Origin of the sequence: Xanthomonas sp. NCPPB 3005 (assembly GCF_041228095.2) — a bacterium.
Lineage (GTDB): Bacteria > Pseudomonadota > Gammaproteobacteria > Xanthomonadales > Xanthomonadaceae > Xanthomonas_A > Xanthomonas_A bonasiae.
On record NZ_CP166096.2, the window covers coordinates 4693912 to 4717011 of the forward strand.

Genomic DNA, 23100 nt, shown 5'->3' on the forward strand with positions numbered 1-23100 from the left:
CGCGGCCGGGATCCAGATCAGGCCTTCTCGGCCATCTTCTTGGCCTTCTCGACCGCTTCTTCGATGCTGCCGACCATGTAGAACGCCTGCTCCGGCAGGTGGTCGTACTCGCCTTCGACGATGCCCTTGAAGCCGCGGATGGTGTCCTTCAGCGACACATACTTGCCCGGCGAGCCGGTGAACACTTCGGCCACGTGGAACGGCTGGCTGAAGAAGCGCTCGATCTTGCGCGCGCGCGACACCGACTGCTTGTCTTCTTCGGACAGCTCGTCCATGCCCAGGATCGCGATGATGTCCTTCAGTTCCTTGTACTTCTGCAGGGTCATCTGCACGCGGCGGGCGGTGTCGTAGTGCTCGTGGCCGATCACGTTCGGATCCATCATGCGCGAGGTCGAATCCAGCGGATCCACCGCCGGGTAGATACCCAGCGAGGCGATGCTGCGCGACAGCGCGACGGTCGAGTCGAGGTGGGCGAAGGTGGTCGCCGGCGACGGGTCGGTGTAATCGTCCGCGGGCACGTACACGGCCTGGATCGAGGTGATCGAGCCGGTCTTGGTCGAGGTGATGCGCTCCTGCAGCACGCCCATTTCCTCGGCCAGGGTCGGCTGGTAGCCCACCGCCGACGGCATGCGGCCCAGCAGCGCCGACACTTCGGTACCGGCCAGGGTGTAGCGGTAGATGTTGTCGACGAACAGCAGCACGTCCTTGCCCTTGCCGTTCTCGTCCTTCTCGTCGCGGAAGTACTCGGCCATGGTCAGGCCGGTCAGCGCCACGCGCAGACGGTTGCCCGGCGGCTCGTTCATCTGGCCGTACACCATCGCGACCTTGTCCAGGACGTTGGAGTCCTTCATCTCGTGGTAGAAGTCGTTGCCCTCGCGGGTACGCTCGCCCACGCCGGCGAACACGGACAGACCCGAGTGCGCCTTGGCGATGTTGTTGATCAGTTCCATCATGTTGACGGTCTTGCCGACGCCGGCGCCGCCGAACAGGCCGACCTTGCCGCCCTTGGCGAACGGGCACATCAGGTCGATGACCTTGATGCCGGTTTCCAGCAGCTCGGTGGCCGAGGACTGGTCTTCGTAGCTCGGCGCGGCGCGGTGGATTTCCCAATGGTCGGTGGCCTGCACGTCGCCGGCCTCGTCGATCGGGCGGCCCAGCACGTCCATGATCCGGCCCAGCGTGCCCGGGCCGACCGGCACCGAGATCGCGCGGCCGGTGTTGGTCGCCAGCAGGTTGCGCTTGAGGCCGTCGGTGGAACCGAGCGCGATGGTGCGCACGATGCCGTCGCCCAGCTGCTGCTGGACTTCCAGCGTGATGGCCGTGCCCTCGACCTTCAGTGCGTCGTAAATCTTCGGCACATCGGCACGCGCGAATTCGACGTCGACGACCGCGCCGATGATCTGAACGATCTTGCCCTGACTCATTTGGATAACTCCACTAATGTCTATGCGAATCTGGTGTCGGGAATGGGGAAAGGGGAATCGGGAATGGGAAGATCAAGCGCTGCTGCTTCGACCATTCCCGTTTCTCCATTCCCCATTCCCGGCTACACAGCGGCTGCGCCGCCGACGATCTCGGAAATTTCCTGGGTAATCGCCGCCTGGCGCGCCTTGTTGTAGATCAGCTGCAAGGTGCTGATCAGCTTGTTGGCGTTGTCGCTGGCCGCCTTCATCGCGACCATGCGCGCGGCATGCTCGGAGGCCACGTTCTCCAGCACCGCCTGGTACACCAGCGACTCGATGTAGCGCGTCATCACGTGCTCCAGCACGGTCGCGGCATCGGGTTCGTACAGGTAGTCCCAGTCGTGGTGCGCGACCTGGTTCTCCGCCGCCGGCAGCGGCAGCAGCTGGTCGAAGCTGGCCTTCTGCGTCATCGTGTTCACGAAGCGGTTGTAGACCAGGTAGACGCGGTCGACCTTGCCCTCGGTGAACGCATCCAGCATCACCTTGATCACGCCGATCAGCTGTTCCAGCTGCGGCACGTCGCCGAGGTGGCTGACGCTGCCAACCATGTCGACCTTGAGCCGGCGGAAGAACACCGAGGCCTTCTGGCCGATGGTGACCACGTCGATGCCGGCGCCCTTGTCCTGCCACTGGCGCACTTCGCCCAGCATCTTGCGGAACAGGTTGTTGTTGAGGCCGCCGGCCAGGCCGCGATCGGAGGAGATCACGATGTAGCCGACGCGCTTGACCGCGTCGCGCTGCACCAGGAACGGATGCGTGTAGTCGGTGCTGGCCTGCGCCAGATGCCCGATCACCTGCTTCATCGCCTGCGCGTACGGGCGCGAGGTCTTCATCCGATCCTGCGCCTTGCGGATCTTGGAGGCCGAGACCATCTCGAGCGCGCGCGTCACCTTGCGGGTGTTCTGCACGCTCTTGATCTTGGTTTTGATTTCGCGTCCGCCTGCCATTTCTCGCTCGCTCCGCTCGCTTCGTGGGAATGGGGAATGGAGAATCGGGAATGGGCAAACGCCCGGATCCCGCTCCTACGATTCCCTATTCTCGATTCCCGATTCCCTGCAGCTGGATTACCAGCTGCCCGTGGTCTTGAACTCGCCGATGCCCTTCTTGAACGCCGCTTCGATCTCGCCGTTCCAGTCGCCGCTGTCGTTGACCTTGGCGATCAGCTCGCCGGCGGTGTTGGCGAAGTGCGCGTGCAGGCCTTCCTCGAACGCGCCGATCTTGTTGACCGGCACGTCGTCCAGGAAGCCTTCGTTGACCGCGTAGATCGACAGCGCCTGGTTGGCGATGGACATCGGCAGGTACTGCTTCTGCTTCATCAGCTCGGTGACGCGCTGGCCGCGCTCGAGCTGCTTGCGGGTGGCTTCGTCCAGGTCCGAGGCGAACTGCGCGAACGCCGCCAGCTCGCGGTACTGCGCCAGCGAGATGCGGATGCCGCCGGAGAGCTTCTTGATGATCTTGGTCTGCGCGGCGCCGCCGACGCGCGACACCGAGATGCCGGCGTTCACCGCCGGACGGATGCCGGCGTTGAACAGGTCGGTTTCCAGGAAGATCTGGCCGTCGGTGATCGAGATCACGTTGGTCGGCACGAACGCGGACACGTCGCCGGCCTGGGTTTCGATGATCGGCAGCGCGGTCAGCGAACCGGTCTTGCCCTTCACTTCGCCGTTGGTGAACTTCTCCACGTAGTCCTCGGACACGCGCGCGGCGCGCTCCAGCAGGCGGCTGTGCAGGTAGAACACGTCGCCCGGATACGCTTCGCGGCCCGGCGGGCGCTTCAGCAGCAGCGAGATCTGGCGGTAGGCCACGGCCTGCTTGGACAGATCGTCGTACACGATCAGCGCGTCTTCGCCGCGGTCCATGAAGTACTCGCCCATGGTGCAGCCGGCGTAGGCGCTGATGTACTGCATCGCCGCCGATTCGGAGGCGGTCGCGGCGACCACGATGGTGTGCGCCAGCGCGCCGTTCTCTTCCAGCTTGCGCACGATGTTGGCCACGGTCGAGGCCTTCTGCCCGATCGCCACGTACACGCACTTGATGCCGGTGGTCTTCTGGTTGATCACCGCATCGATCGCCAGCGCGGTCTTGCCGGTCTGGCGGTCGCCGATGACCAGCTCGCGCTGGCCGCGGCCGATCGGGATCATCGCGTCGACCGACTTGTAGCCGGTCTGCACCGGCTGGTCGACCGACTTGCGCCAGATCACGCCCGGCGCCACGCGCTCCACCGGCGCGGTCTGCGAGGTGCCCAGCGGGCCCTTGCCGTCGATCGGCTCGCCCAGCGCGTTGACTACGCGGCCGAGCAGTTCCTTGCCCACCGGCACTTCCAGGATGCGGCCGGTGGTCTTGGCCACGTCGCCTTCGCGCAGGTTCTCGTAGTCGCCGAGCACCACGGCGCCGACCGAGTCGCGCTCCAGGTTCAGCGCCAGGGCGTAGGTCTCGTTCGGCAGTTCGATCATTTCGCCCTGCATCACGTCGGCCAGGCCGAAGATGCGCACGATGCCGTCGGACACGCTGGTGACCGTGCCTTCGTTGCGCGACTCCGCAGTCAGCTTGACCTGCTCGATGCGGTTCTTGATCAGTTCGCTGATTTCGGAGGGATTGAGCGTGGTTGCCATCTTGGTTTCCTTCGGATCGTCCACCGCGCGAAGGCGGATGGCGACGTGTGGTTAGCTTCTTTGAGAATCGGGAATGGGGAATCGGGAATCGCTGGTGGCGTCGCCGCCGGGCCGGGTTCTCTCTTCTCTATTCGCCATTCCCGCTTCTTAATGGGCCAGTGCGGATTGCAGGCGCGACAGCTTGCCTTTCAGCGAACCGTCGATGACCACGTCGCCGGCGTCGATCACCGCGCCGCCGATCAGCGAAGCGTCCACCGCCGTGGTGATCTCGACCTCGCGGCCGAAGCGCTGCTTCAACGCCACCTTCAACGAGGCCACCTCCGCGTCGCTCAGCTGGGTGGCCGAGGTCACGTTGGCCTTGACCACGCATTCAGCCTCGGCACGCAGCTGATCGTACAGCCCGGCGATCTCGGGCAGCAGCGGCAGCCGCTGCCCTTCGGCCAGCAGGCTCAGGAAGCGCGCGTACTGCTCGTCGGCCACCTGCGGCGCCAGCAGCGCCACCGCCTGCTCGCGCTGCAGCTGCGGGTTGTGCAGCAACGCCGCCACGCGCGGATCGGCGGCGACCTGGGCGGAGAACGCCAAGGCCTGCGACCATGGCGCGAGCTTGCCGGCATCGCTGGCCGCGGCGAACGCGGCGCGGGCATACGGACGCGCCAGTGTGAGGGCCTGGCTCATCTCAGATCTCCGCCGCCAGCTCGTCGAGCAGCGCCTTGTGGGCGTTGGCGTCGATTTCGCGCTTGAGCAGCTTTTCCGCACCGCTCACCGCCAGCAGCGACACCTGGCGACGCAGGTCCTCGCGCGCACGGTTGGCCGCGGCGTCGATCTCGGCCTGGGCCAGATCCTTCTGCCGGTTGGCCTCGGCGATCGCCTCGTTCTTGGCCGCTTCGACGATCTGGTTGGCGCGCGCGTGGGCCTGATCGATGATCTCGTTGGCCTTGACGCGTGCGTCTTTCAGCGCTTCGTTGACCTTTTCCTGCGCCTGCGCCAGATCCTTCTGACTGCGATCGGCGGCGGCGAGGCCTTCGGCGATCTTCTGTTGGCGCTCTTCGATGGCCTGCATCAGCGGCGGCCAGATCTTGGTCGCGACGATCCAGATCAGACCGGCAAACGCCAGCGCCTGGGCAAAGAGGGTGAGACCGATATTCATTGGGTACGCTCAGCCAAAGTGACGGGGTGGACGCGCCGCCATCGCGGCGGGCGCGTCCGAACCTTCATCCGCAGCGGGGCGGCCGCATCGCTGCGACCGTCCGCCGGTGCTACTGGATCAGCCGCCCTGCGGCAGGCGCGACACGAACTCGCCGATCATCGGGTTGGCGAACGCGAACAGCAGGCCGACCGCGACGCTGATGATGAACGCGGCGTCGATCAGGCCGGCGGTGATGAACATGCGCACCTGCAGCACCGGGATCAGTTCCGGCTGGCGCGCGGCCGACTCCAGGAACTTGCCGGCCATGATGGCCAGACCGAGGCCGGCACCCAGCGCGGCCAGGCCGATCATGATGCCGACGGCGAGGACGGTGGAGCTCTGGACTTGGGCGAGGTTGGTCAGGACGGCGAAGTACATGGTTTTCTCCGAGAACTAAAGTTGCTTGAGGATGGTGAATCGAACGAAGGGTTGCTTAAAACGCGTGAAGCAGAAACGTCAGTGGCTGTCTTCCGCCAGGCTCAGATACACGATGGACAGCATCATGAAGATGAAGGCCTGCAGCGGGATCACCAGCAGGTGGAACAGCATCCAGCCGAAGCCGAACGCGCCGCCGGCCAGTGCGCCGACGATGCCGGCACCGCCCAGCACCCAGATCAGCAGGAACACGATCTCGCCGCCGAACATGTTGCCGAACAGTCGCATCGCCAGGGAGATCGGCTTGCTCAGCCACTCGACGATATTGAGGATCAGGTTGAACGGCAGCATCCACTTGCCGAACGGGGCGGTCAGGAATTCCTTGGTCATCCCGCCCACGCCCTTGGAGCGCAGCGAGAAGAAAATCATCAGGAAGAACACGCTGATCGACATGCCCAGGGTGGCGTTGACGTCGGCGGTGGGCACCGGCTTCCAGTAGTGCACGCCGGCCCAGCTCAGCGGGATCGCGATGAAGTCCGCCGGGATCATCTTGATGAGGTTCATCATCAGGATCCAGAAGAACAGGGTGATCGCGATCGGGGTCACCAGCTTGCTGGTGCCGTGGTAGGTGTCCTTGGCCTGGCGGTCGACGAACTCCAGCAGGATCTCCACGAACGCCTGCCACTTGCCCGGCACGCCGGCGGTGGCCTTGCGCGTGGCGATCCAGAAGCCGAACACCATCAGCAGGCCGGACAGCACCGACATGACCAGGGTATCGACGTGCACCTGCCAGAACCCGCCCTCCTGCACCTGGAAGGTGAGGTTTTGCAGGTGGTGCTGGATGTAGGAGGTAGGGGTTGCTTCCTCGCCCGCCATGAGTCCTGAGCCTTTATCGTGATTCGATCAACGTCTGGCCAGAGCCAGAACCTGGAACATCAGCCCGGTGGCGATACCCGCCAACAGGGCCAGAGGAGGCAGCCGCCACCAGGCAAAGCCCAGCGCGAGTACCGCGAATACCAACACCCACTTCAGCACCATGGCCACGATCAACCGCGCCATCGCCGCACCAGCCGCCTGCACGCCGCCGCTCAACGCGGTGCGTGCCGCCAGCCATCCTCCCGCCACCGTCGCCAGCCCGGTTGCGGCAGCGCCCATGGCGTACTTCGGCCCCAGCAGCAGGAACGCCAGGGAAACCACGGCCACCGCCACCAGCGGGTAAATCGCTGCGCGCAGCATCAGCCGCCGACCCGCATCAACGGAGTTCAGCACAGAAAATCCTGCAGTTGGTGGTGGGTTGAGGACGTCTTCGCGTCCGTCGAGCCGCGGAATTATAGCAATGGGACAATTTGCGAGACAACCGCCAAAGGTCGCGGCCGTCCCCGGATCCAGCCAAGCCGCCAACGATAGCACGTCGCGGACCCGCACCGCGGCCCGCATTGATGCATCGCAACAGGGATTTGCGTGGGAACTTTTCCTCCCGCCTCCGGTCCGATCATGCAGGGACTGCGCCCATCCTCGTCGATTTGCAGCGCGGACCCATGGAGCCCCGGGCGACCGGGGCTCTTCTTTTTGCCTGCGATTCCGTGACCGATGCCACCTCCATACCTTCACGGATGGTGGACACGGTTTTAAGGATAGTTGCGGCACGCGGTGGCGCTCGCCATCGGCGCATCCATCCCCAGATGACGGAGCTTCGCCCCCTATGAAACATTTGCTCGCCCTTGCGTTGCCGTGCGCGCTCGCCGCCGCCTACGCCCTTCCCGCCCACGCCGCCGACACCGACGACCGCTTCACCATCCGCCTCGGCGCGATGAACGTGGACAACGACAACACCCTGCGCGGCAACACCACCATCGCCGGCAACGAGATCTCCGGTTCGCAGGACTTCGACTTCGGCGGCAAGGAATGGGAGCCGCGCGTGGACGGCGTGTTCCGCATCAGCACCCGCCAGCGCCTGATCTTCGACTACTTCAAGTACGACAAGGACCGCCGCGAGGAACTGGGCGAGAACCTCAGCTACGACGGCGTCACCGTACCGGCCGGCAGCTTCGTCAAGGGCGAGATGAAGTACCAGGTGGCCAGCCTGGTGTACGACTACTCGGTGATCGACACCCCGCAGTTCAGCATGGGCCTGCAGATCGGCGCCGAGTGGGCCAAGGTCCAGGCCAATGCCTACGCCGACCTGGGCGACCTGTATTCGGGCACCTTCATCGACGAGAGCGAAGACGGCGCCGCGCCGGTGGTCGGCCTGCGCTTCACCGCGCAGCCGAACGAGCATTGGCTGTTCAGCGTGCAGGGCCAGTACGTCAACACCAAGTGGGGCGATTTCGGCAAGTACGACGGCGACCTGAGCCGCGCCAATGCCATCGCCGAGTACCGCTTCACCAAGAACTTCGGCATCTTCGCCGGCTACGACTGGTTCAAGCTGGACGTGGACCGCGAGACCGACTCCAACTCCGCCTCGCTGACCAATGTCGGCCTGAAGCAGGAGTTCAAGGGCCCGGTGGCCGGTGTGACCTTCGCGTTCTGATTCCTTCGGGACTCGGACTCGGGACTCGCAAAGAGCTTCAACGCAAACCCCCGCAGCGATGCGGGGGTTTGTCGTTTATGGGACCGGTTGGCAGGCAGTCGGATCCTGCGGCGGCCTGGACGGCGATGCCGGCGCGGGTGCGGCGGACACCGCTCACGGCGGCTTGGTCACGCCCGCCACCAGCAGGTGCCGGTGAATCTCGCAGTAGCACTCGTCGTGCCAACCGTAGTGCGGATCGCGGCACACCGAATGGCGTACCGCCGCGGGCAGGCTGCCCACGGCGCTGCGCAGATCGTGCCGCAAGGCCACGAACACCGAGCCGGGCTCGGGCCAGTCGGTCCGATGCGGCGGCTCCTGCATGCGGTTGCCCTGGCCCAGCTCGCGCTCCAGCAGCGCCTGCAGTTCGGAACACAACGACTGCGTGTGCATCGCATTCTCCGCAATCGCGGCGCGGTGCCGCGCAGACAGGACGACGCCCCGCGAACGGGGCGTCGTCGGCGTCGCGCGTGCGCCAGCCGCTTACTTCTTCTTCGGGATGTACAGGTCGGTGATGGTGCCGTCGTAGACCTCGGCGGCCATGCCGACCGACTCGCTCAGGGTCGGATGCGCGTGGATGGTGTGGCCGATGTCCTCGGCCTCCGCGCCCATCTCGATCGCCAGGCCGATCTCGGCCAGCAGGTCGCCGGCATGCACGCCGACGATGGCGCCGCCGACGATGCGGTGCGTGTCCTCGTCGAAGATCAGCTTGGTGAAGCCCTCGGTGCGGCCGATGCCGATGGCGCGGCCGCTGGCCGCCCACGGGAACTTGGCCACGCCGACCTTCAGGCCCTTCGCCTTGGCCTCGGTCTCGGTGACGCCGACCCAGGCGATTTCCGGGTTGGTGTAGGCCACCGACGGGATCACCCGCGCCACCCACTCCTTCTTCTCGCCCGCCGCCACTTCCGCGGCCAGCTTGCCCTCGTGGGTGGCCTTGTGCGCCAGCATCGGATTGCCGACGATGTCGCCGATGGCGAAGATGTGCGGCACGTTGCTGCGCATCTGCCGGTCGACGGGGATGAAGCCGCGCTCGGTGACGTTCACCCCGGCCTTCTCCGCGCCGATCTTCTTGCCGTTCGGCGAGCGACCCACCGCGACCAGCACGCGGTCGTAGCTGGTCGCGCCCAGCGCCGGCTGCTCGCCTTCGGCCGCGGCCTCGAAGGACACGGTGATGCCCTTCTTGTCGGCCTTGACCTCGGTGGCCTTGGTCTTCAGGTAGACCTCCACGCCCTGCTTCTTCAGCCGGTCGGCCAGCGGCTTGACCAGGTCCTTGTCGGCGCCCGGCATCAGCTGGTCCATGAACTCGACCACGGTGACCTTGCTGCCCAGCGCGCTGTACACGGTGGCCATTTCCAGGCCGATGATGCCGCCGCCGACCACCAGCAGGGTCTTGGGGATCTCCTGCAGTTCCAGCGCGTCGGTGGAGTCCATCACCCGCTTGTCGTCCCACGGGAAGTTCGGCAGCTTCACCGCCTGCGAACCGGCGGCGATGATGCACTGCTCGAAACGCAGCAACTGGGTCTTGCCGTCGGCGCCGACGATCTCCAGCTCGTTGGGCGACACGAACGACGCCACGCCGGTGACGGTGCGCACCTTGCGCTGCTTGGCCATGCTGGCCAGGCCGCCGGTGAGCTTGCCGACCACGCTTTCCTTGTACGCGCGCAGCTTGTCCAGGGCGATCTTGGGCGCGCTGAAGGTCACGCCGAAGTCGCCGGCATGGGCCACCTCGTCGATCACCGCGGCCGCGTGCAGCAGCGCCTTGGACGGAATGCAGCCGACGTTGAGGCAGACGCCGCCGAGGCTGGCGTAGCGCTCGATCAGCACCGTGTCCAGGCCCAGGTCGGCGGCGCGGAACGCGGCGGTGTAGCCGCCGGGGCCGGCGCCGAGCACCACCATCTTGCATTCGATGTCGGCCGGCTTGCCGCTGGCCAGCGCCGGCTTGGGCGCCGGCGGCTCGGCCGGGGCGCGATGCGACGGCGCCACCGGCGGCTTGCTGGCCGGCGCCTCGGCCTTGGCCGGCGCGGGCGCGGCGACCGGCGCGGCGCCGGCGTCCTCGGTTTCCAGCAGCGCGATCACCGCGCCCTCGGACAGGACGTCGCCGAGCTTGACCTTCAGCTCCTTGATCACGCCGGCCGCCGCCGACGGCACTTCCAGCGTGGCCTTGTCCGACTCCAGGGTCAGCAGGCCCTGGTCCTTCTTCACCGTGTCGCCGACCGCGACCAGCACTTCGATGACCGGAACCTCGCTGTAGTCGCCGATATCCGGGACCTTGACCTCAATGACCGCCATGCAGCTTCTCCTGTGGCCCGGCCGGCACGCCGGCGGGCGATTGCAGTTCTACGGCGGCGCCGCGATGGACGCGGCGCACGCGGGTGGGGGAAACACGGGCCGCGCCGGGCGCGGCGCCGTTGCGGCAGGACTTACAGCAGCACGCGGCGCATGTCCGCCAGCACCTGGCTCAGGTAGGTGGTGAAGCGCGCCGCCGCGGCGCCGTCGATGACCCGGTGGTCATAGCTCAGCGACAGCGGCAACATCAGCTTGGGCGCGAATTCCTTGCCGTTCCACACCGGCTGGATCGCCGACTTGGACACGCCCAGGATCGCCACTTCCGGCGCATTGACGATCGGGGTGAACGCGGTGCCGCCGATGCCGCCGAGCGAGCTGATCGAGAAGCAGCCGCCGCTCATCTCGGCCGGGCCGAGCTTGCCGTCGCGCGCCTTCTTGGCCAGTTCGCCGCTCTCGCGCGCCAGCTCGACCACGCCCTTCTTGTCCACGTCGCGGATCACCGGCACCACCAGCCCGTTCGGGGTGTCGGCGGCGAACCCGATGTGGAAGTACTTCTTCAGGGTCAGGTTCTCGCCGGCCGCATCCAGCGAGGCGTTGAAGTCGGGGAACTGCTTCAGCGCCGCGGCGCTGGCCTTGAGCAGGAAAGCGAGCATGGTCAGCTTGATGCCGGCCTTCTCGTTCTCCTTGTTCAACGCCACGCGCAGGGCTTCCAGGTCGGTGATGTCGGCCTGCTCGAACTGGGTGACGTGCGGGATCATCGCCCAGTTGCGCGCCAGGTTGGCGCCGGAGATCTTCTTGATCCGCGACAGCGGCTTGACCTCGACCTCGCCGAACTTGGCGAAGTCCACCTTCGGCCACGGCAGCAGGTTCAGGCCGTTGCCGCCGCCGGCCGACGGCGCGCCGCCAGCCGCTGCGGCCGGCACGCCGCCCGCCAGCGCGGCCTTGACGTAGCGCTGCACGTCGTCCTTGGTGATGCGGCCGCCGTGCTCGGTGCCGCTGACCTGGAACAGGTCCACGCCCAGTTCGCGGGCGAACACGCGCACCGCCGGGCTGGCGTAGGGCACCTTCTGCGGCAGCACGCTGTCGGCGTTGAACTCCACCGGCGGGCTGCTCGGGGTGCCGGCCGACGGCGCGGACGCGCCCGCCTTGGCCGGCGCCGAGCCCTGCACCTGGGCGATCTCGCGCTGCGCGAGCTTGTCCGGCGCGGCCGAGGCCGGGACCGGCTCCACCCCGCCGCCGGTCTCGGCGCTGGGCTGGATCGCGCCTGCCGCCGGCGCGTCGGCATTGGCGCCGGCCACTTCGATCAGCGCCACGACCTTGCCCTCGGACAGGCTGTCGCCGACCTTGACCTTCAGTTCCTTGACCACGCCGGCCACCGACGAAGGCACTTCCATCGTCGCCTTGTCCGATTCCAGGGTAACCAGGCTCTGGTCCTTGGCCACGGTGTCGCCGACCGCGACCAGCACTTCGATGACCGGCACGTCGCTGTAGTCGCCGATGTCCGGCACGCGCGCCTCGACGATGCCGCCGCCGGCATTCCCTGCCGGGACCGGCTTGGTCGCCTGCTGCGCGGCCGGCGCCGGCGAGGCCGGCTCCTGCTTGGCCGGCGCTGGCGCGGCCTTGGCCGCTGCCGGCGCCGGTGCGGCGGCACTGGCACCGTCCTCGGCCACTTCGATCAAGGCCACCAGCTTGCCTTCGGACAGGCTGTCGCCGATCTTGACCTTCAGCTCCTTGACCACGCCGGCGAACGGCGACGGCACTTCCATCGTCGCCTTGTCCGACTCCAGGGTGACCAGGCTCTGGTCCTTCTTCACCGTGTCGCCGACCGCCACCAGCACTTCGATTACCGGGACGTCGCTGTAGTCACCGATATCGGGGACAAGTGCTTCCTTGATTTCGGCCATGCGGGCAACTCCGGCAACTAATGAGGGGGAAACCCCTATTGTGGCGGCCCGCAGCCGCAGCGCCAACCTTTGCCGGGCAAAAAAACCCGCAGCGGGCGCGCCGTGGCACCGGGAAGCGCGTGTCTGCGGCGTTCGCGGCGGACTGTACGCCTGCGCATTGTCCCGGGGTCATCGCCGCCACGCGCGGCGCGCCGCCTTCACGGGCAGGCGCCTAGCATGCGCCGCACCCCGATCGGAGTGCCGCCATGCGTGCGTTCGTGCTGTTGATGTCGTTGGCGATGCCGCTGGTCGCCTGGTTCTCGCAACGCGGCGCGTTCGGCCCGACCAACGGCGCGATCTCCGACCGCTACCCGACCCTGATCGTCGCCGCCGGCTACGCGTTCGCGATCTGGGGCCCGATCTTCCTGCTCGACCTGGCCTTCGGCCTGTGGCAGCTGTCGCCGCGGCGCCGGCGCGACAGCGCGCTGGCGCAGGTGCGGCTGCCGGCGGCGCTGGGCTTCGGCCTGACCGCGCTGTGGATGCCGGTGTTCTCGCAGCAGCAGTTCCTGCTGGCGCTGGCGGTGATCTGGGCGGCGCTGGGGTGCCTGGCGCTGGCCGCGCTGCGCCTGTCGCGCGATCCGCGCGCCGAGCCGTGGCAGGCGCTGTGGGCCTGGCTGCCGCTGTCACTGCACGCCGGCTGGCTGTCGCTGGCCGCCTTCCTCAACACCGCGCAGGTGATCGTCGCCTACCGCTGGCTGTCCACCGAACACATGCTGCCGTGGAGCCTGGTGCTGTTCGCGCTGGCCGGTGCGCTGCTGCTCGGCCTGAACCAGGCGATGCGCGGCAACCTGGCCTATGTCGCGGCGGCGCTGTGGGCGCTGGCCGCGGTCTACGTCAAGCAGGCCGGCAGCGGCCTGGACGGCGCACGCAGCGCGGCCTGGGTGGCGTTGGCGCTGGCTGCGGTGTTGCTGATGCAGACCCTGTGGCTACGGCTGCGCGCGCCGGCGCGACGCGCGCTGCACTGAGTGGTCCTCCGCTAGCGCGCCGCCGACGGCGGCGCGAGCCAGACCTGCAGCGGCGCCCAGGCCTGCTGCAACCGCGGCAGCGAGAACGCGGCGTTGGCCGGGCTGATCGAGGGCAGCGCCAGCACCGTCAGCGGCGGTTCGCGCGGCGCCAGCTGCGGCTGCACGAAACGCGCGAACGCCTGCGCCGCCGCCGCGCCGTTGCAGGCGATCGCGCGCAACTGCGGCAACTGCGCGATGCGCGCGGGCAAGGGATTGGGCACTTCGCTGCCGCGCACGATCGCCGCATCCAGGCTGCCGCTGCGCCGGCACTGGCCGATCACGTCCCACAGGCCCGCGCCGCAGGCCTGCATCGCCTGCAACCGCGCGGCGTAGTCCAGTTGCGGATCGAAGCCGCACAGCGCGCTCAGCAACGGCCACAGGCGATTGCGCGGATGCGCGTAGTAGCGCGCGTGCTGCAGCGACATCGCGCCGGGCATCGAGCCGAGAATCAGCACCCGGCAATCGTCGCGAATCTGCGCAGGCAGGCCCTGCAACACGTCCTGCATCGTCACGTCGCGCGCATCTGGGTGAACATCGCCAAGTCTTAAAACCTCGTTATTTCAAGCATCCGACGCCGGTGTCTGAACGATGCCTGCATCCGCTCGGCCGAGGTCGGCGTCGATTCATCTTCTCATCGATACGGTGTGCGCGCCCACTCCTGTGGCCCCACAAAAAAAAGATTGAGGAGATTCCCATGCGGTCCATTCAAATCCTGAGCCTGGCTGTCGTTTCCGCCCTTGCGTTCGCGCCTGCCGCATTTGCGCAGGACGGCGACACCGCATCCGGCAAGCGCTTCGCCGTCGTCGGCAGCGCGACCCTGCTCGACCCCCATTCCAAGCCGGCCAACGGCCTCGACGTCGACGGCGGCCCGGCCCCGACCATCAGCGCCAGCTGGCTGATCAACGACAACTGGGCCGTCGAACTGTGGGGCGCCGCCGACAAGTTCAACCACCGCGTCAGCGCCAGCGGCGTGGGCAAGGTCGGCACCGTCGAGCAGCAGCCGATCGCGCTGAGCGGCCAGTATCACTTCGGCCAGGCGGACAACGTGTTCCGTCCGTTCGTCGGCGTCGGTTACTACGAGTCCAACTTCAGCAACGAGAAGATCGACGGCCTGTCGGCCAGCGGCCAGCACGTCGGCCTGGACACCGCCAAGGGTGCGATCGGCACCGTCGGCGTGGACATGAACATCAACTCGACGTGGTTCGCCCGCGCCGATGCTCGCTACATGCATTCGCGTCCGGAAGTGCAGGTCGCCGGCAGCGGCACCGGCCAGGACCTGAAGCTGGATCCGTGGCTGGTCAGCTTCGGCGTCGGCGCGCGCTTCTAAGCACGCCTGCTCCGCGTCACATGCAAACGGGCCTTCGGGCCCGTTTGTTTTTGTGGCTTCACGCATCTGCGCGCGCGCGGCTCAGCGCGGCGAACGGTCGTAGCCGCGATAGCGATCGAAATGGCGCACCTTGCGCCGCAACAGCCACGCATACGCGCACGCGTAGCCGAGCAACAGCGCCGCCGCCGCAAGCAGGCTGGCGTGGCTCATCCAGCCCTGCGCCGGCCATGCCGCGCCTTCGCTCATGCTGCGCCAGCCCTGCAGCAGACCGGCGCCGATGCGCGCCACCACCAGCAGCGTCAACGCCAGCACCAGCCACAGGTTCGGCGTGTAGTACAGGCCCTGCGGCAGCGGTTCGAACCGGCTCAACCAGATGCCCAGCGCGCCCAGCCCCAGGCCTGCCACCCAGCCGATGCAGGCATACATCGCCGCATCGGGCCACCAGTGCGCGGCGATCAGCGCGAAGCCCAGCAACACGAGGCTCGACACCAGCGCCGACCAGAACTGCACGCTGGCCAGCCACGCCCGCGCCTGGCGCCGCGAGGTGCCGTAGCGGAAACGCTGCAGCAGCGACAACGGCAACAGCACCGCGGTCACCGCCAGCGCGATCACGATCGCCAGGGGAATGGCCAGCAACAGCGGCATGCGCGGGCTCCGCTCAGAACGCCGGCAGGACCGCGCCCTGGTACTTGCGCTCGATGAAGGCCTTGACCTCGGGGCTGGTCAGCGCCTTGGCCAGCTTCTGCACGCGCGGATCGTCCTTGTTGTCGGCGCGCGCGACCAGGAAGTTCACGTACGGCGAGTCCTTGCTCTCGATCGCCAGCGCATCGCGGGTGGGATTTAGGCCGGCGTCGAGCGCGTAGTTGGTGTTGATCAGCGCCAGGTCGACCTGGTCCAGCACCCGCGGCAGCATCGCCGAATCCAGCTCGCGGAATTTCAGCTGCTTCGGGTTGGCGACGATGTCGCGCTGGGTGGACAGCGCATTGCCCGGATCCTTGAGCTTGATGACCCCGGCCTTGTCGAGGAGGATAAGCGCGCGGCTGTTGTTGCTGGGATCGTTGGGAATCACCACGTCGGCGCCCTGCGGCAGCTCGGCCAGCGACTTGAAGCGGCGCGAATAGGCGCCGAACGGCTCGATGTGCACGCCGATCACGGTGACCAGATCGCTCTTGCGATCGCGGTTGTAGGCATCCAGGTACGGCTCGGTCTGGAAGTAGTTCACGTCGATCTGCTTCTGCACCACCTGGTCGTTGGGCTGCACGTAGTCGTTGAACACGCGCACGTCCAGGGTCACGCCCTGTTTCTCCAGCAGCGGCTTGACCACCTCGAGGATCTCCGCATGCGGCACCGCGGTGGCGGCGACGCTGAGCCGCGCGGTGTCGGTCGCGGAGGTGGACTTGCCGCAGGCGGCCAGGGCGAGCACGGCGGCGCCGAGCAGCAGACGAAGCGGGAGTTTGGTCATGGGCGGGAATCCGGAAACGTGGGGAATGAGAATGACGCGGACGGCACTGCGGGCAAGCTAGCAGACCCAGCCGCTGCGCGCGGAGAAAAGGCTGCCTGGCTTTTCTGTAGGAGCGGCTTCAGCCGCGACCGCTTCACCGATAGACCCGGTCGCGGCTGAAGCCGCTCCTACAGAAGAGCGATGCAAGGCACTGCGCACTCAGCGCCGGCTGTAATGCGCGACCAGCCGATCGCCGAGCATCTGCAGCCCCTGCACCAGCAACAGCAGCACCACCACGGTGATCAGCGCCACGTCGGCGTGCGAGCGTTGGTAGCCGTCGCGATAGGCCAGGTCGCCGAGCCCGCCGGAACCGATCGCGCCGCCCATCGCGGTGAAGCCGATCAGGGCGATGGTGGTCACCGTGGCGCCGGCGATCAGCCCCGGCCGCGCCTCGGGCAACAGCACCCGCGTGACCAGTTGCCAGGTGGTCGCGCCCATCGCCAGGCTGGCTTCGACCACGCCGCGGTCCACTTCGCGCAGCGCCGTTTCCACCAGCCGCGCATAGAACGGCGCCGCGCCCACCACCAGCGGCAGGATCGCGCCGCGCACGCCCAGCGAGGTGCCCATCGCCCACAGCGTCAGCGGGATCATCGCGATCATCAGGATGATGAAGGGCACCGAGCGCAGCACATTGATCGCCAGCGCCAGCGTGCCGTACAGCAGCGGCCGCTGGTGGGTCTGGCGCGGGCCGGTCAGGAACAGCAGCACGCCCAGCGGCAGGCCGATCAGCAGGGTCAGCGGCAACGAGCCGCCGAGCATCAGCAGCGTGTCCAGCGTGGCGCGGCCGATCTCGGCCCATTTGCCCGCGTCGAGATTGCGGAAGAAGCCAGTGGCGGCGGTCGCGAACGGGATCATCGGCGCAGTTCCTCGACATGCACGCCGGCGGCGACGAACCCGGCCTGCGCCGCGTCCAGGTCGCCGCCGACCAGGGCCACGGTCAGCTGGCCGTACGGGGTGTCCTTGATCCGGTCGATGCGCCCGGACAGGATGTTGTAGTCCACCGCGGTCTCGCGCGCGATGCGTCCGAGCAGCGGGGCGTAGGTGTCGCCGCCGAGGAAGGTCAGGCGCACGATGCGCCCGGCCACCGCGGTGAAGTCGCGATGCAGTTCGCCTTCGTCGACGTGTTCGGCCTCGGACACGAAGCGGCGCGTGGTCGGATGGCGCGGGTGCAGGAACACCTCGGTGACCGGCCCGCTCTCGACCAGGTGCCCGGCGTCGAGCACCGCCACGCGGTCGCAGACGCGGCGGATCACTTCCATCTCGTGGGTGATCAGCACGATGGTCAGGCCCAGCTCGCGATTGATCTGCGCCAGCAGGCTCAGCACCGAGGCGGTGGTCTGCGGATCCAGCGCGCTGGTGGCCTCGTCGCACAGCAGGATCTGCGGCCCGGTGGCCAGCGCGCGGGCGATGCCGACGCGCTGCTTCTGCCCGCCCGACAGCTGCGCCGGATACTTGCTGGCGTGCTCGGCCAGGCCGACCCGGGCCAGCAGCTCGGCCACCCGCGCCTCGATCTGCGCGCGCGGGGTGCCGGCCAGTTCCAGCGGGAAGGCGACGTTGCCGGCCACGCTGCGCGAGGACAGCAGGTTGAAGTGCTGGAAGATCATGCCGATGCGCCTGCGCAGCGTGCGCAGCCCGGCGCGGTCCAGCGCGGTGACGTCCTCGCCGTCGATCAGCAGACGCCCGCCGCTGGGCTCCTCCAGCCGGTTGATCAGCCGGATCAGGGTCGACTTGCCGGCGCCGGAGTGGCCGATGATGCCGAACACCTCGCCGGCCCGGATTTCCAGGTTGAGCGGATGCAAGGCCACGATCGGTTGGCCGGCGACGGGGTAGGACTTGTGCAGGTGCTCGAACTGGATCACCGCGCGGGGCCGGCAGCGAAGGGGGCGCAAAGCCTAGCAGGCCAGGCCTGCAGGCGTTATTCCATTCGATTCTAACGCTTGCGCCTGGAAGGCCGCCGGCAACGACGGCGGCTAGGGATGCGCCAGCGGCGGCGGCCGCACGGTGGCGCGGACCCGCTCGCGGTGCAGCAGGTACAGGCCGCTGGCGACGATGATCGCCGCGCCCAGCCAGGTCCAGGCGTCGGGCAGCTTGCGCCACAGCAGCCAGTCCCACGGGATCACCCAGATCAGGCCGCTGTACTCCAGCGGCGCGATCAGCGAGGCGTCGCCGCGGCGGAACGCCTGGGTCAAGGCAACCTGCCCCAGCGCGCCGGCCAGGCCGAGCGTGGCGATCCAGCCGGCATCGGCCAGGCGCAGCGGGATCCAGGCCGGCCACGCCAGCGCGCCGGCGCCGAGCGCCATGATCAGCAGGAACCAGACCACCAGCGATTGCGGCGTCTCGGTCCGCGCCAGCAGACTGACCAGCACCGCCGCGAGCGCGTAGGCGGTGGCCGCCAGCAGCACCATCAGCCCCGGCAGCGAGACGAAGCCGCCCACGCCCGGGCGCAGCACCACCAGCACGCCGACCAGGCCGATGCCGATCGCGGCCCAGCGCCGCGGGCCGACGTGTTCGCCCAGCAGCGGCACCGACAACGCCGTCACCAGCAGCGGCGCGACGAAGTAGATGGTGTAGGCGGTGGACAGCGGCAGGCTGCGCAGCGCCCAGGCGAAGCAGCCGATCATCGCGATGCCGAGCACGCCGCGCAGCAGGTGCAGGCCCCAGCGCACCGGCACGATCGAACGCGGGCCGGCGGTGGCCAGCACCCACAGCAGCACGAACGGCAGCGAGGCGCCGCCGCGCAGCGTGGCCACCTGCAGCGCCGGATAGTGCGCGGTCAGCAGCTTCATCGCCGCATCCATCAGCGCGAAGCAGGCGACCGCCGCGATCATCCAGGCGGCGGCCGCGGTATTGGAACGTGAGCTGGGCATGCGCGGATTATCGCCGCGATCGGGCGCCCCGCCCACCCGTGCAGACGGTCACGTCGTGGCAGCGGCTGCGCTGGCGCCGGGCGCGCACCGCTGCCGCGCTGCGGCGCATCGCGCCGAACTGCCGATCGCGGCGGCGGGCAGCGGCGCTGCAGCGAGATCGGTAGGATAGGGGGTCTTTCCCGAGGACCTGCCATGCCTTCCTTCGACGTCGTCTCCGAAATCGACAAGCACGAACTGACCAATGCCATCGACCAGGCGAACCGCGAGCTGTCGACCCGTTTCGATTTCAAGGGCGTGGAGGCCAGCTTCGAGCTCGACGACCAGGTCATCAACCAGGCCGCGCCCAGCGACTTCCAGGTCAAGCAGATGACCGACATCCTGCGCGCGCGGCTGATCGCGCGCGGCATCGACGTGCGCTGCCTGGAATTCGGCGACGTGGAGACCAACCTGGCCGGCGCGCGGCAGAAGGTCACGGTCAAGCAGGGCATCGAGCAGAAGCTGGCCAAGAAGATCGTCGCCACGATCAAGGACGCCAAGCTCAAGGTGGAAGCGCAGATCAACGGCGACAAGCTGCGCATCAGCGGCAAGAAGCGCGACGACCTGCAGGACGTGATGGCGCTGCTGAAGAAAAGCGACTTCGAGCTGCCGCTGCAGTTCGAGAATTTCCGCGACTGAGCCGCGGGCGGCGCCACGCGCCGCATCCGCCCCGCCCGATCGCCGCCCGCCCTCGCCCGCCGGAATCGCCTTGAACGACCTCGACCCCACCGTTGACCCGATCGCGCTGACCCGGCAATGGCTGGAACGCGCGGTGATCGGCCTGAACCTGTGCCCGTTCGCCAAGGCGGTGCACGTCAAGCAGCAGATCCGCTACGTACTCAGCGACGCGACCACGCCCGAGGCCTTGCTGGAAGAGTTGAGCGAGGAACTGCTGTTGCTGCGCGACACGCCGGCCGAGCGGATCGACACGACGTTGATCGTGCACCCGCAGGTGCTGGGCGATTTCCTGGACTACAACGATTTCCTGGACAACGCCGACGCCGCGGTGGACGCGCTGGACCTGCACGGCATCCTGCAGGTGGCCAGCTTCCATCCGCACTACCAGTTCGCCGGCACCGCGCCGGACGACATCGGCAACTACACCAACCGCGCGCCCTTCCCCACCCTGCACCTGCTGCGCGAGGACAGCGTGGAACGCGCGGTGGCCGCGTTCCCGGACGCGGACGTGATCGTGGAGCGCAATCTGCAGACCTTGGAGAAGCTCGGGCTGGAAGGGTGGAAGAAGCTGTTCGAGAGCCGGGATTCGTGATTGGGGATTCGGGATTCGGGATTGGTAACAGCGTAAGCGGCAGCGCACAGCCACCGCTCTTGCGAATCCCTAATCCCCACTCCCGGCCCCGAACACCTGCGCCAATTCCGCCGCGTCCAGCGCGCGCCATTGCCCGGCTGGCAGTGTCACGTCCAGCGCAAAGCCGCCGATGCGGCTGCGGTGCAGCGCCACCACGTGGTTGCCGACCGCGGCGAACATGCGCCGCGCCTGGTGGTAGCGGCCTTCGTACAGGGTGATGCGCGCCTGGCGCGGGCCCAGCACCTCCAGTTGCACCGGCAGCAGCGGCGTGGTCTCGCCGTCCAGCAGCAGCGTGCCGCTGGCGAACTGCGCCGCCTCGTCGCCGCGCAGGTCCTCGGCCAGGGTCGCTTCGTAGACCTTGGCCAGCTGCGATTTCGGCGAGACGATGCGATGCAGCAGCGCGCCGTCGTCGGTCATCAGCAGCAGGCCGCTGGTGTCGCGGTCCAGCCGCCCGACCGTGGACAGCAACGGCGAGCGCAGGCGGAAGCGCGGCGGCAGCAGGTCGTAGACGATGCGGCCCGGGTCCTTGGTCGAACAGGTGTAGCCGACCGGCTTGTGCAGCGCCAGGATCAGCCCCGGCGGCGGGTCCAGCGCCTCGCCGTCGACCCGGATCGCGGCATGTTCGACGCGGTCGTCGGCATACAGCACCTCGCCGTCGGCGTCGGTGATGCGGCCTTCGCGGAACATCAGGGTGACCTGCTTGCGGCTGCCGTAGCCCAGGTTGGCCAGGTGCTTGACCAGCTTCACCGGCGCACCGTGGCGCGGGCGCGCACCGCCAGGATCAACTTGAAGCCGTCGCGGGTGGCGATCACGCGGGTCTCGCCGAAGCTGGCGTCGAGCACCGCCTCGTACGGCAGGTGCCGGTTCGCGACCAGGTACAGCCTGCCGCCGGGCTTGAGCGCCTGCGCGGCCACGGCGATGAAGCGGCGGCCGATGTCTGGGCGCTCCATGCGCCCGGGCGCATGGAACGGGGGATTGCTGACGATGAAGTCGTACTGCGCCGGCAGCCCCGCGGTCACGTCGTGCCAGTGGTAGCCCATCTCCACCGCGGCCGGCGCCTGCGCCAGGTTCGATCGCGCCAGCGCCAGCGCGCGCGCATCGGCCTCGAACAGGTCCAACGCGGCGATCTTCGGGCAACGCGCGAGCAATTCCGCCGACAGGTAGCCATAGCCGGCACCCAGGTCGGCGCCGCGGCCGGCCAGGTCGGCCGGCAGGTGCTCGGCCAGCAGCGCCGAGGCCGGATCGATGCGGTCCCAGGCGAACACGCCGGGGCGGCTGCGGAAGCGTCCGTCCAGGATCGGCCGCGCCGCGTCCAGCCTGGCCCAGCGCTGCTGCAGCGCGGCGTCGTGGCCGCCGTGCAGCGGCGCGGTCCAGTACACGCGGCAGTGGTGCTTGGTCAGCTTGCCGCCGAGGCCGGCCAGCTGCTGCAGGTCGTCCTCGCCGGAGCGGGCGCCCTCGTTGTTGGACTGGCACGCCACCACCATCCCGCCCGGCGCGGCCAGTGCCAGCGCGCGCGCCAGCAGCGCCCGCGCCTCGTCGCGCTGGCGCGGCGGCAGCACCAGCACCAGCGCATAGCCGCCGGCGTCGTCGTGGTCGTCGGCATCCTCGGCGCGGACCTGCCAGCCGCCCTGCTCCAGGGCGGTGGCGAACGGGCGGTAGCCCTGCTCGCAGACCAGCTGCGCCGGCTGCGCGTGCTGGCGCAGCGCCCAGCCGTCGCGCGCGCGCAGAAACAGCACCTTGCCGGCCGGCCAGCGCAGCGCGCCTTGGGCGAAGGGCAGGAACAGGGTGTCGAGGGGAGCGTCTTGCAGAGCCGGCATCGGGATCGGAATCGGTCGGGGAGCGCGCATTCTACCGGCAGCCCGGCGCCGGCCCGGTTTTGCGCTAAACGAACGCATCATTGATGCAACGGCAACATTGGCGCGCCTAGGCTGCAAAGAACCCCGACAGATGGAGAGGCATATGCGCGCAGTGTTCATCGGTGGCGTCGTCGACAACAGCGAAGTGGATCTGGAAGGCAGCCAACCGCCGCTGCACTATCCGGAAAACACCGGCACCGGACGCCCGCGCTACCGCCTGCACCAGCGCGGCGAGCGCGACGACGGCAGCGTGGTCTACGCGGTCTATGCCGCGCCCGAACTCGGCGATGCCGAGGTGGAACGCGTGGTCGGCGAGCGCGGCTATGCGCGCCGCTTCGGGGCGGAGCCGGCGCCGGTGGAGCATTAGGGCGAAGCGGAGCGCGCTGGATCGCTCGCTCCAGCGACTTGCCAGGACTGGGTATTTCGACCCAGATGCGGTTACTTGTAGGAGCGACTTCAGTCGCGACGGGCCTTATCGGTAGAGCGCGTCGCGACTGAAGTCGCTCCTACATTCGATCGGCGGTTCTTTCGATCGGAATCAAATCGCCGCATGAAGATGCGGCGACTCACAGCTCTGCGGAGTTGCGCGCTGAGGCTCGCCGCCTGGTCAGCTGCGCCGAATGGCCACAGGCAAGCTTGAGCCAACGCAACAAGCCGCCTGCTTTTGCCGAAGTACAGACACATCGGTCATCAACGCCATGCGCGCCGATGGACTCGACTATCCGGAGTACGTACTCAAAGACAGAGGGGGTGTCGCTACCGACACGCC

General features: G+C 68.1%; 25 protein-coding genes. 6 read left to right on the forward strand and 19 right to left on the reverse strand.

The window, feature by feature from the left end; genetic code table 11:
* Positions 1 to 17 precede the first annotated feature (17 nt).
* From atpD to AB8810_RS20315, 8 genes are all read right to left on the reverse strand, one after another.
* Positions 18 to 1424 (reverse strand): F0F1 ATP synthase subunit beta, encoded by a 1407-nt coding sequence (atpD, locus tag AB8810_RS20280; RefSeq protein WP_179568762.1) that lies wholly within the window; start codon positions 1422 to 1424, stop codon positions 18 to 20.
* Between the two features lie 122 nt (positions 1425 to 1546).
* Positions 1547 to 2410, reverse strand: coding sequence for a F0F1 ATP synthase subunit gamma (gene atpG, locus AB8810_RS20285; protein WP_145705144.1), 864 nt, complete (start codon positions 2408 to 2410; stop codon positions 1547 to 1549).
* A gap of 117 nt (positions 2411 to 2527) precedes the next feature.
* Positions 2528 to 4075, reverse strand: coding sequence for a F0F1 ATP synthase subunit alpha (gene atpA, locus AB8810_RS20290; RefSeq protein WP_179568766.1), 1548 nt, complete (start codon positions 4073 to 4075; stop codon positions 2528 to 2530).
* A 147-nt stretch (positions 4076 to 4222) separates the two neighbouring features.
* Positions 4223 to 4750 (reverse strand): F0F1 ATP synthase subunit delta, encoded by a 528-nt coding sequence (locus AB8810_RS20295; RefSeq protein ID WP_179568768.1) that lies wholly within the window; start codon positions 4748 to 4750, stop codon positions 4223 to 4225.
* Between the two features lies 1 nt (position 4751).
* Positions 4752 to 5222: a F0F1 ATP synthase subunit B gene (locus AB8810_RS20300; protein ID WP_179568770.1), complete on the reverse strand. Its 471-nt coding sequence runs from the start codon at positions 5220 to 5222 to the stop codon at positions 4752 to 4754.
* Between the two features lie 117 nt (positions 5223 to 5339).
* Positions 5340 to 5639 carry a F0F1 ATP synthase subunit C gene (gene atpE, locus AB8810_RS20305; RefSeq protein ID WP_046978353.1) on the reverse strand — a complete coding sequence of 100 codons (300 nt, stop codon included), beginning with the start codon at positions 5637 to 5639 and terminating at the stop codon, positions 5340 to 5342.
* 78 nt (positions 5640 to 5717) lie between these two features.
* The gene (gene atpB, locus AB8810_RS20310; protein ID WP_179568772.1) at positions 5718 to 6512 is read right to left on the reverse strand and encodes a F0F1 ATP synthase subunit A; all 795 of its coding nucleotides are present in this window, start codon (positions 6510 to 6512) and stop codon (positions 5718 to 5720) included.
* A 27-nt stretch (positions 6513 to 6539) separates the two neighbouring features.
* Complete coding sequence (locus tag AB8810_RS20315; RefSeq protein WP_179568774.1) at positions 6540 to 6905, reverse strand: ATP synthase subunit I; 366 nt, start codon at positions 6903 to 6905, stop codon at positions 6540 to 6542.
* Positions 6906 to 7338: 433 nt separating this feature from the next.
* Between AB8810_RS20315 and AB8810_RS20320 the strand changes: the two genes are divergently transcribed.
* Positions 7339 to 8166, forward strand: a complete 828-nt coding sequence (locus AB8810_RS20320) for a hypothetical protein (RefSeq protein ID WP_179568776.1) — start codon at positions 7339 to 7341, stop codon at positions 8164 to 8166.
* Positions 8167 to 8319: 153 nt separating this feature from the next.
* Here AB8810_RS20320 and AB8810_RS20325 read toward each other — a convergent pair whose 3' ends face one another.
* The 3 genes from AB8810_RS20325 to aceF all read right to left on the reverse strand — a co-directional run bounded on the left by AB8810_RS20325 (position 8320) and on the right by aceF (position 12392).
* Positions 8320 to 8595, reverse strand: a complete 276-nt coding sequence (locus AB8810_RS20325) for a hypothetical protein (RefSeq protein ID WP_369914689.1) — start codon at positions 8593 to 8595, stop codon at positions 8320 to 8322.
* A 90-nt stretch (positions 8596 to 8685) separates the two neighbouring features.
* Positions 8686 to 10491, reverse strand: coding sequence for a dihydrolipoyl dehydrogenase (lpdA, locus tag AB8810_RS20330; RefSeq protein WP_369914691.1), 1806 nt, complete (start codon positions 10489 to 10491; stop codon positions 8686 to 8688).
* Between the two features lie 131 nt (positions 10492 to 10622).
* Positions 10623 to 12392 (reverse strand): dihydrolipoyllysine-residue acetyltransferase, encoded by a 1770-nt coding sequence (gene aceF, locus AB8810_RS20335; RefSeq protein ID WP_369914692.1) that lies wholly within the window; start codon positions 12390 to 12392, stop codon positions 10623 to 10625.
* A 245-nt stretch (positions 12393 to 12637) separates the two neighbouring features.
* Between aceF and AB8810_RS20340 the strand changes: the two genes are divergently transcribed.
* The gene (locus AB8810_RS20340) at positions 12638 to 13396 is read left to right on the forward strand and encodes a hypothetical protein (RefSeq protein WP_369914694.1); all 759 of its coding nucleotides are present in this window, start codon (positions 12638 to 12640) and stop codon (positions 13394 to 13396) included.
* A gap of 11 nt (positions 13397 to 13407) precedes the next feature.
* Here AB8810_RS20340 and AB8810_RS20345 read toward each other — a convergent pair whose 3' ends face one another.
* Positions 13408 to 13941 carry a DNA-deoxyinosine glycosylase gene (locus tag AB8810_RS20345; RefSeq protein WP_369916693.1) on the reverse strand — a complete coding sequence of 178 codons (534 nt, stop codon included), beginning with the start codon at positions 13939 to 13941 and terminating at the stop codon, positions 13408 to 13410.
* A 188-nt stretch (positions 13942 to 14129) separates the two neighbouring features.
* On the opposite strand from AB8810_RS20345, the gene AB8810_RS20350 reads away from it, so the two are divergent.
* Positions 14130 to 14762 carry an OmpW family protein gene (locus AB8810_RS20350; protein WP_179568786.1) on the forward strand — a complete coding sequence of 211 codons (633 nt, stop codon included), beginning with the start codon at positions 14130 to 14132 and terminating at the stop codon, positions 14760 to 14762.
* 81 nt (positions 14763 to 14843) lie between these two features.
* Here AB8810_RS20350 and AB8810_RS20355 read toward each other — a convergent pair whose 3' ends face one another.
* From AB8810_RS20355 to AB8810_RS20375, 5 genes are all read right to left on the reverse strand, one after another.
* The gene (locus AB8810_RS20355) at positions 14844 to 15407 is read right to left on the reverse strand and encodes a DUF1453 domain-containing protein (protein WP_179568788.1); all 564 of its coding nucleotides are present in this window, start codon (positions 15405 to 15407) and stop codon (positions 14844 to 14846) included.
* A gap of 13 nt (positions 15408 to 15420) precedes the next feature.
* Positions 15421 to 16224, reverse strand: coding sequence for a MetQ/NlpA family ABC transporter substrate-binding protein (locus AB8810_RS20360; RefSeq protein WP_179568790.1), 804 nt, complete (start codon positions 16222 to 16224; stop codon positions 15421 to 15423).
* 198 nt (positions 16225 to 16422) lie between these two features.
* Positions 16423 to 17118 (reverse strand): methionine ABC transporter permease, encoded by a 696-nt coding sequence (locus AB8810_RS20365; protein WP_191825374.1) that lies wholly within the window; start codon positions 17116 to 17118, stop codon positions 16423 to 16425.
* A complete protein-coding gene (locus tag AB8810_RS20370; protein WP_369914696.1) occupies positions 17115 to 18122 on the reverse strand; it encodes a methionine ABC transporter ATP-binding protein in 1008 nt (335 codons plus the stop codon). Before AB8810_RS20370 ends, AB8810_RS20365 begins: the two co-directional genes overlap by 4 nt.
* Positions 18123 to 18233: 111 nt before the next feature.
* Positions 18234 to 19130 (reverse strand): DMT family transporter, encoded by an 897-nt coding sequence (locus AB8810_RS20375; protein ID WP_369914697.1) that lies wholly within the window; start codon positions 19128 to 19130, stop codon positions 18234 to 18236.
* Between the two features lie 192 nt (positions 19131 to 19322).
* Between AB8810_RS20375 and AB8810_RS20380 the strand changes: the two genes are divergently transcribed.
* A complete protein-coding gene (locus AB8810_RS20380) occupies positions 19323 to 19805 on the forward strand; it encodes a YajQ family cyclic di-GMP-binding protein (protein ID WP_179568798.1) in 483 nt (160 codons plus the stop codon).
* Between the two features lie 70 nt (positions 19806 to 19875).
* On the forward strand, positions 19876 to 20436 hold the full coding sequence (locus AB8810_RS20385) for a DUF1415 domain-containing protein (protein WP_191825372.1): 561 nt from the start codon (positions 19876 to 19878) through the stop codon (positions 20434 to 20436).
* 69 nt (positions 20437 to 20505) lie between these two features.
* Here AB8810_RS20385 and AB8810_RS20390 read toward each other — a convergent pair whose 3' ends face one another.
* Positions 20506 to 21222, reverse strand: a complete 717-nt coding sequence (locus tag AB8810_RS20390) for a pseudouridine synthase (protein ID WP_369914698.1) — start codon at positions 21220 to 21222, stop codon at positions 20506 to 20508.
* A complete protein-coding gene (locus tag AB8810_RS20395; RefSeq protein WP_369914699.1) occupies positions 21219 to 22292 on the reverse strand; it encodes a class I SAM-dependent methyltransferase in 1074 nt (357 codons plus the stop codon). Before AB8810_RS20395 ends, AB8810_RS20390 begins: the two co-directional genes overlap by 4 nt.
* 142 nt (positions 22293 to 22434) lie before the next feature.
* Here AB8810_RS20395 and AB8810_RS20400 point away from each other — a divergent pair, with 142 nt between their 5' ends.
* Positions 22435 to 22698, forward strand: a complete 264-nt coding sequence (locus AB8810_RS20400; RefSeq protein WP_369914700.1) for a hypothetical protein — start codon at positions 22435 to 22437, stop codon at positions 22696 to 22698.
* The last annotated feature ends 402 nt before the right edge of the window (positions 22699 to 23100 follow it).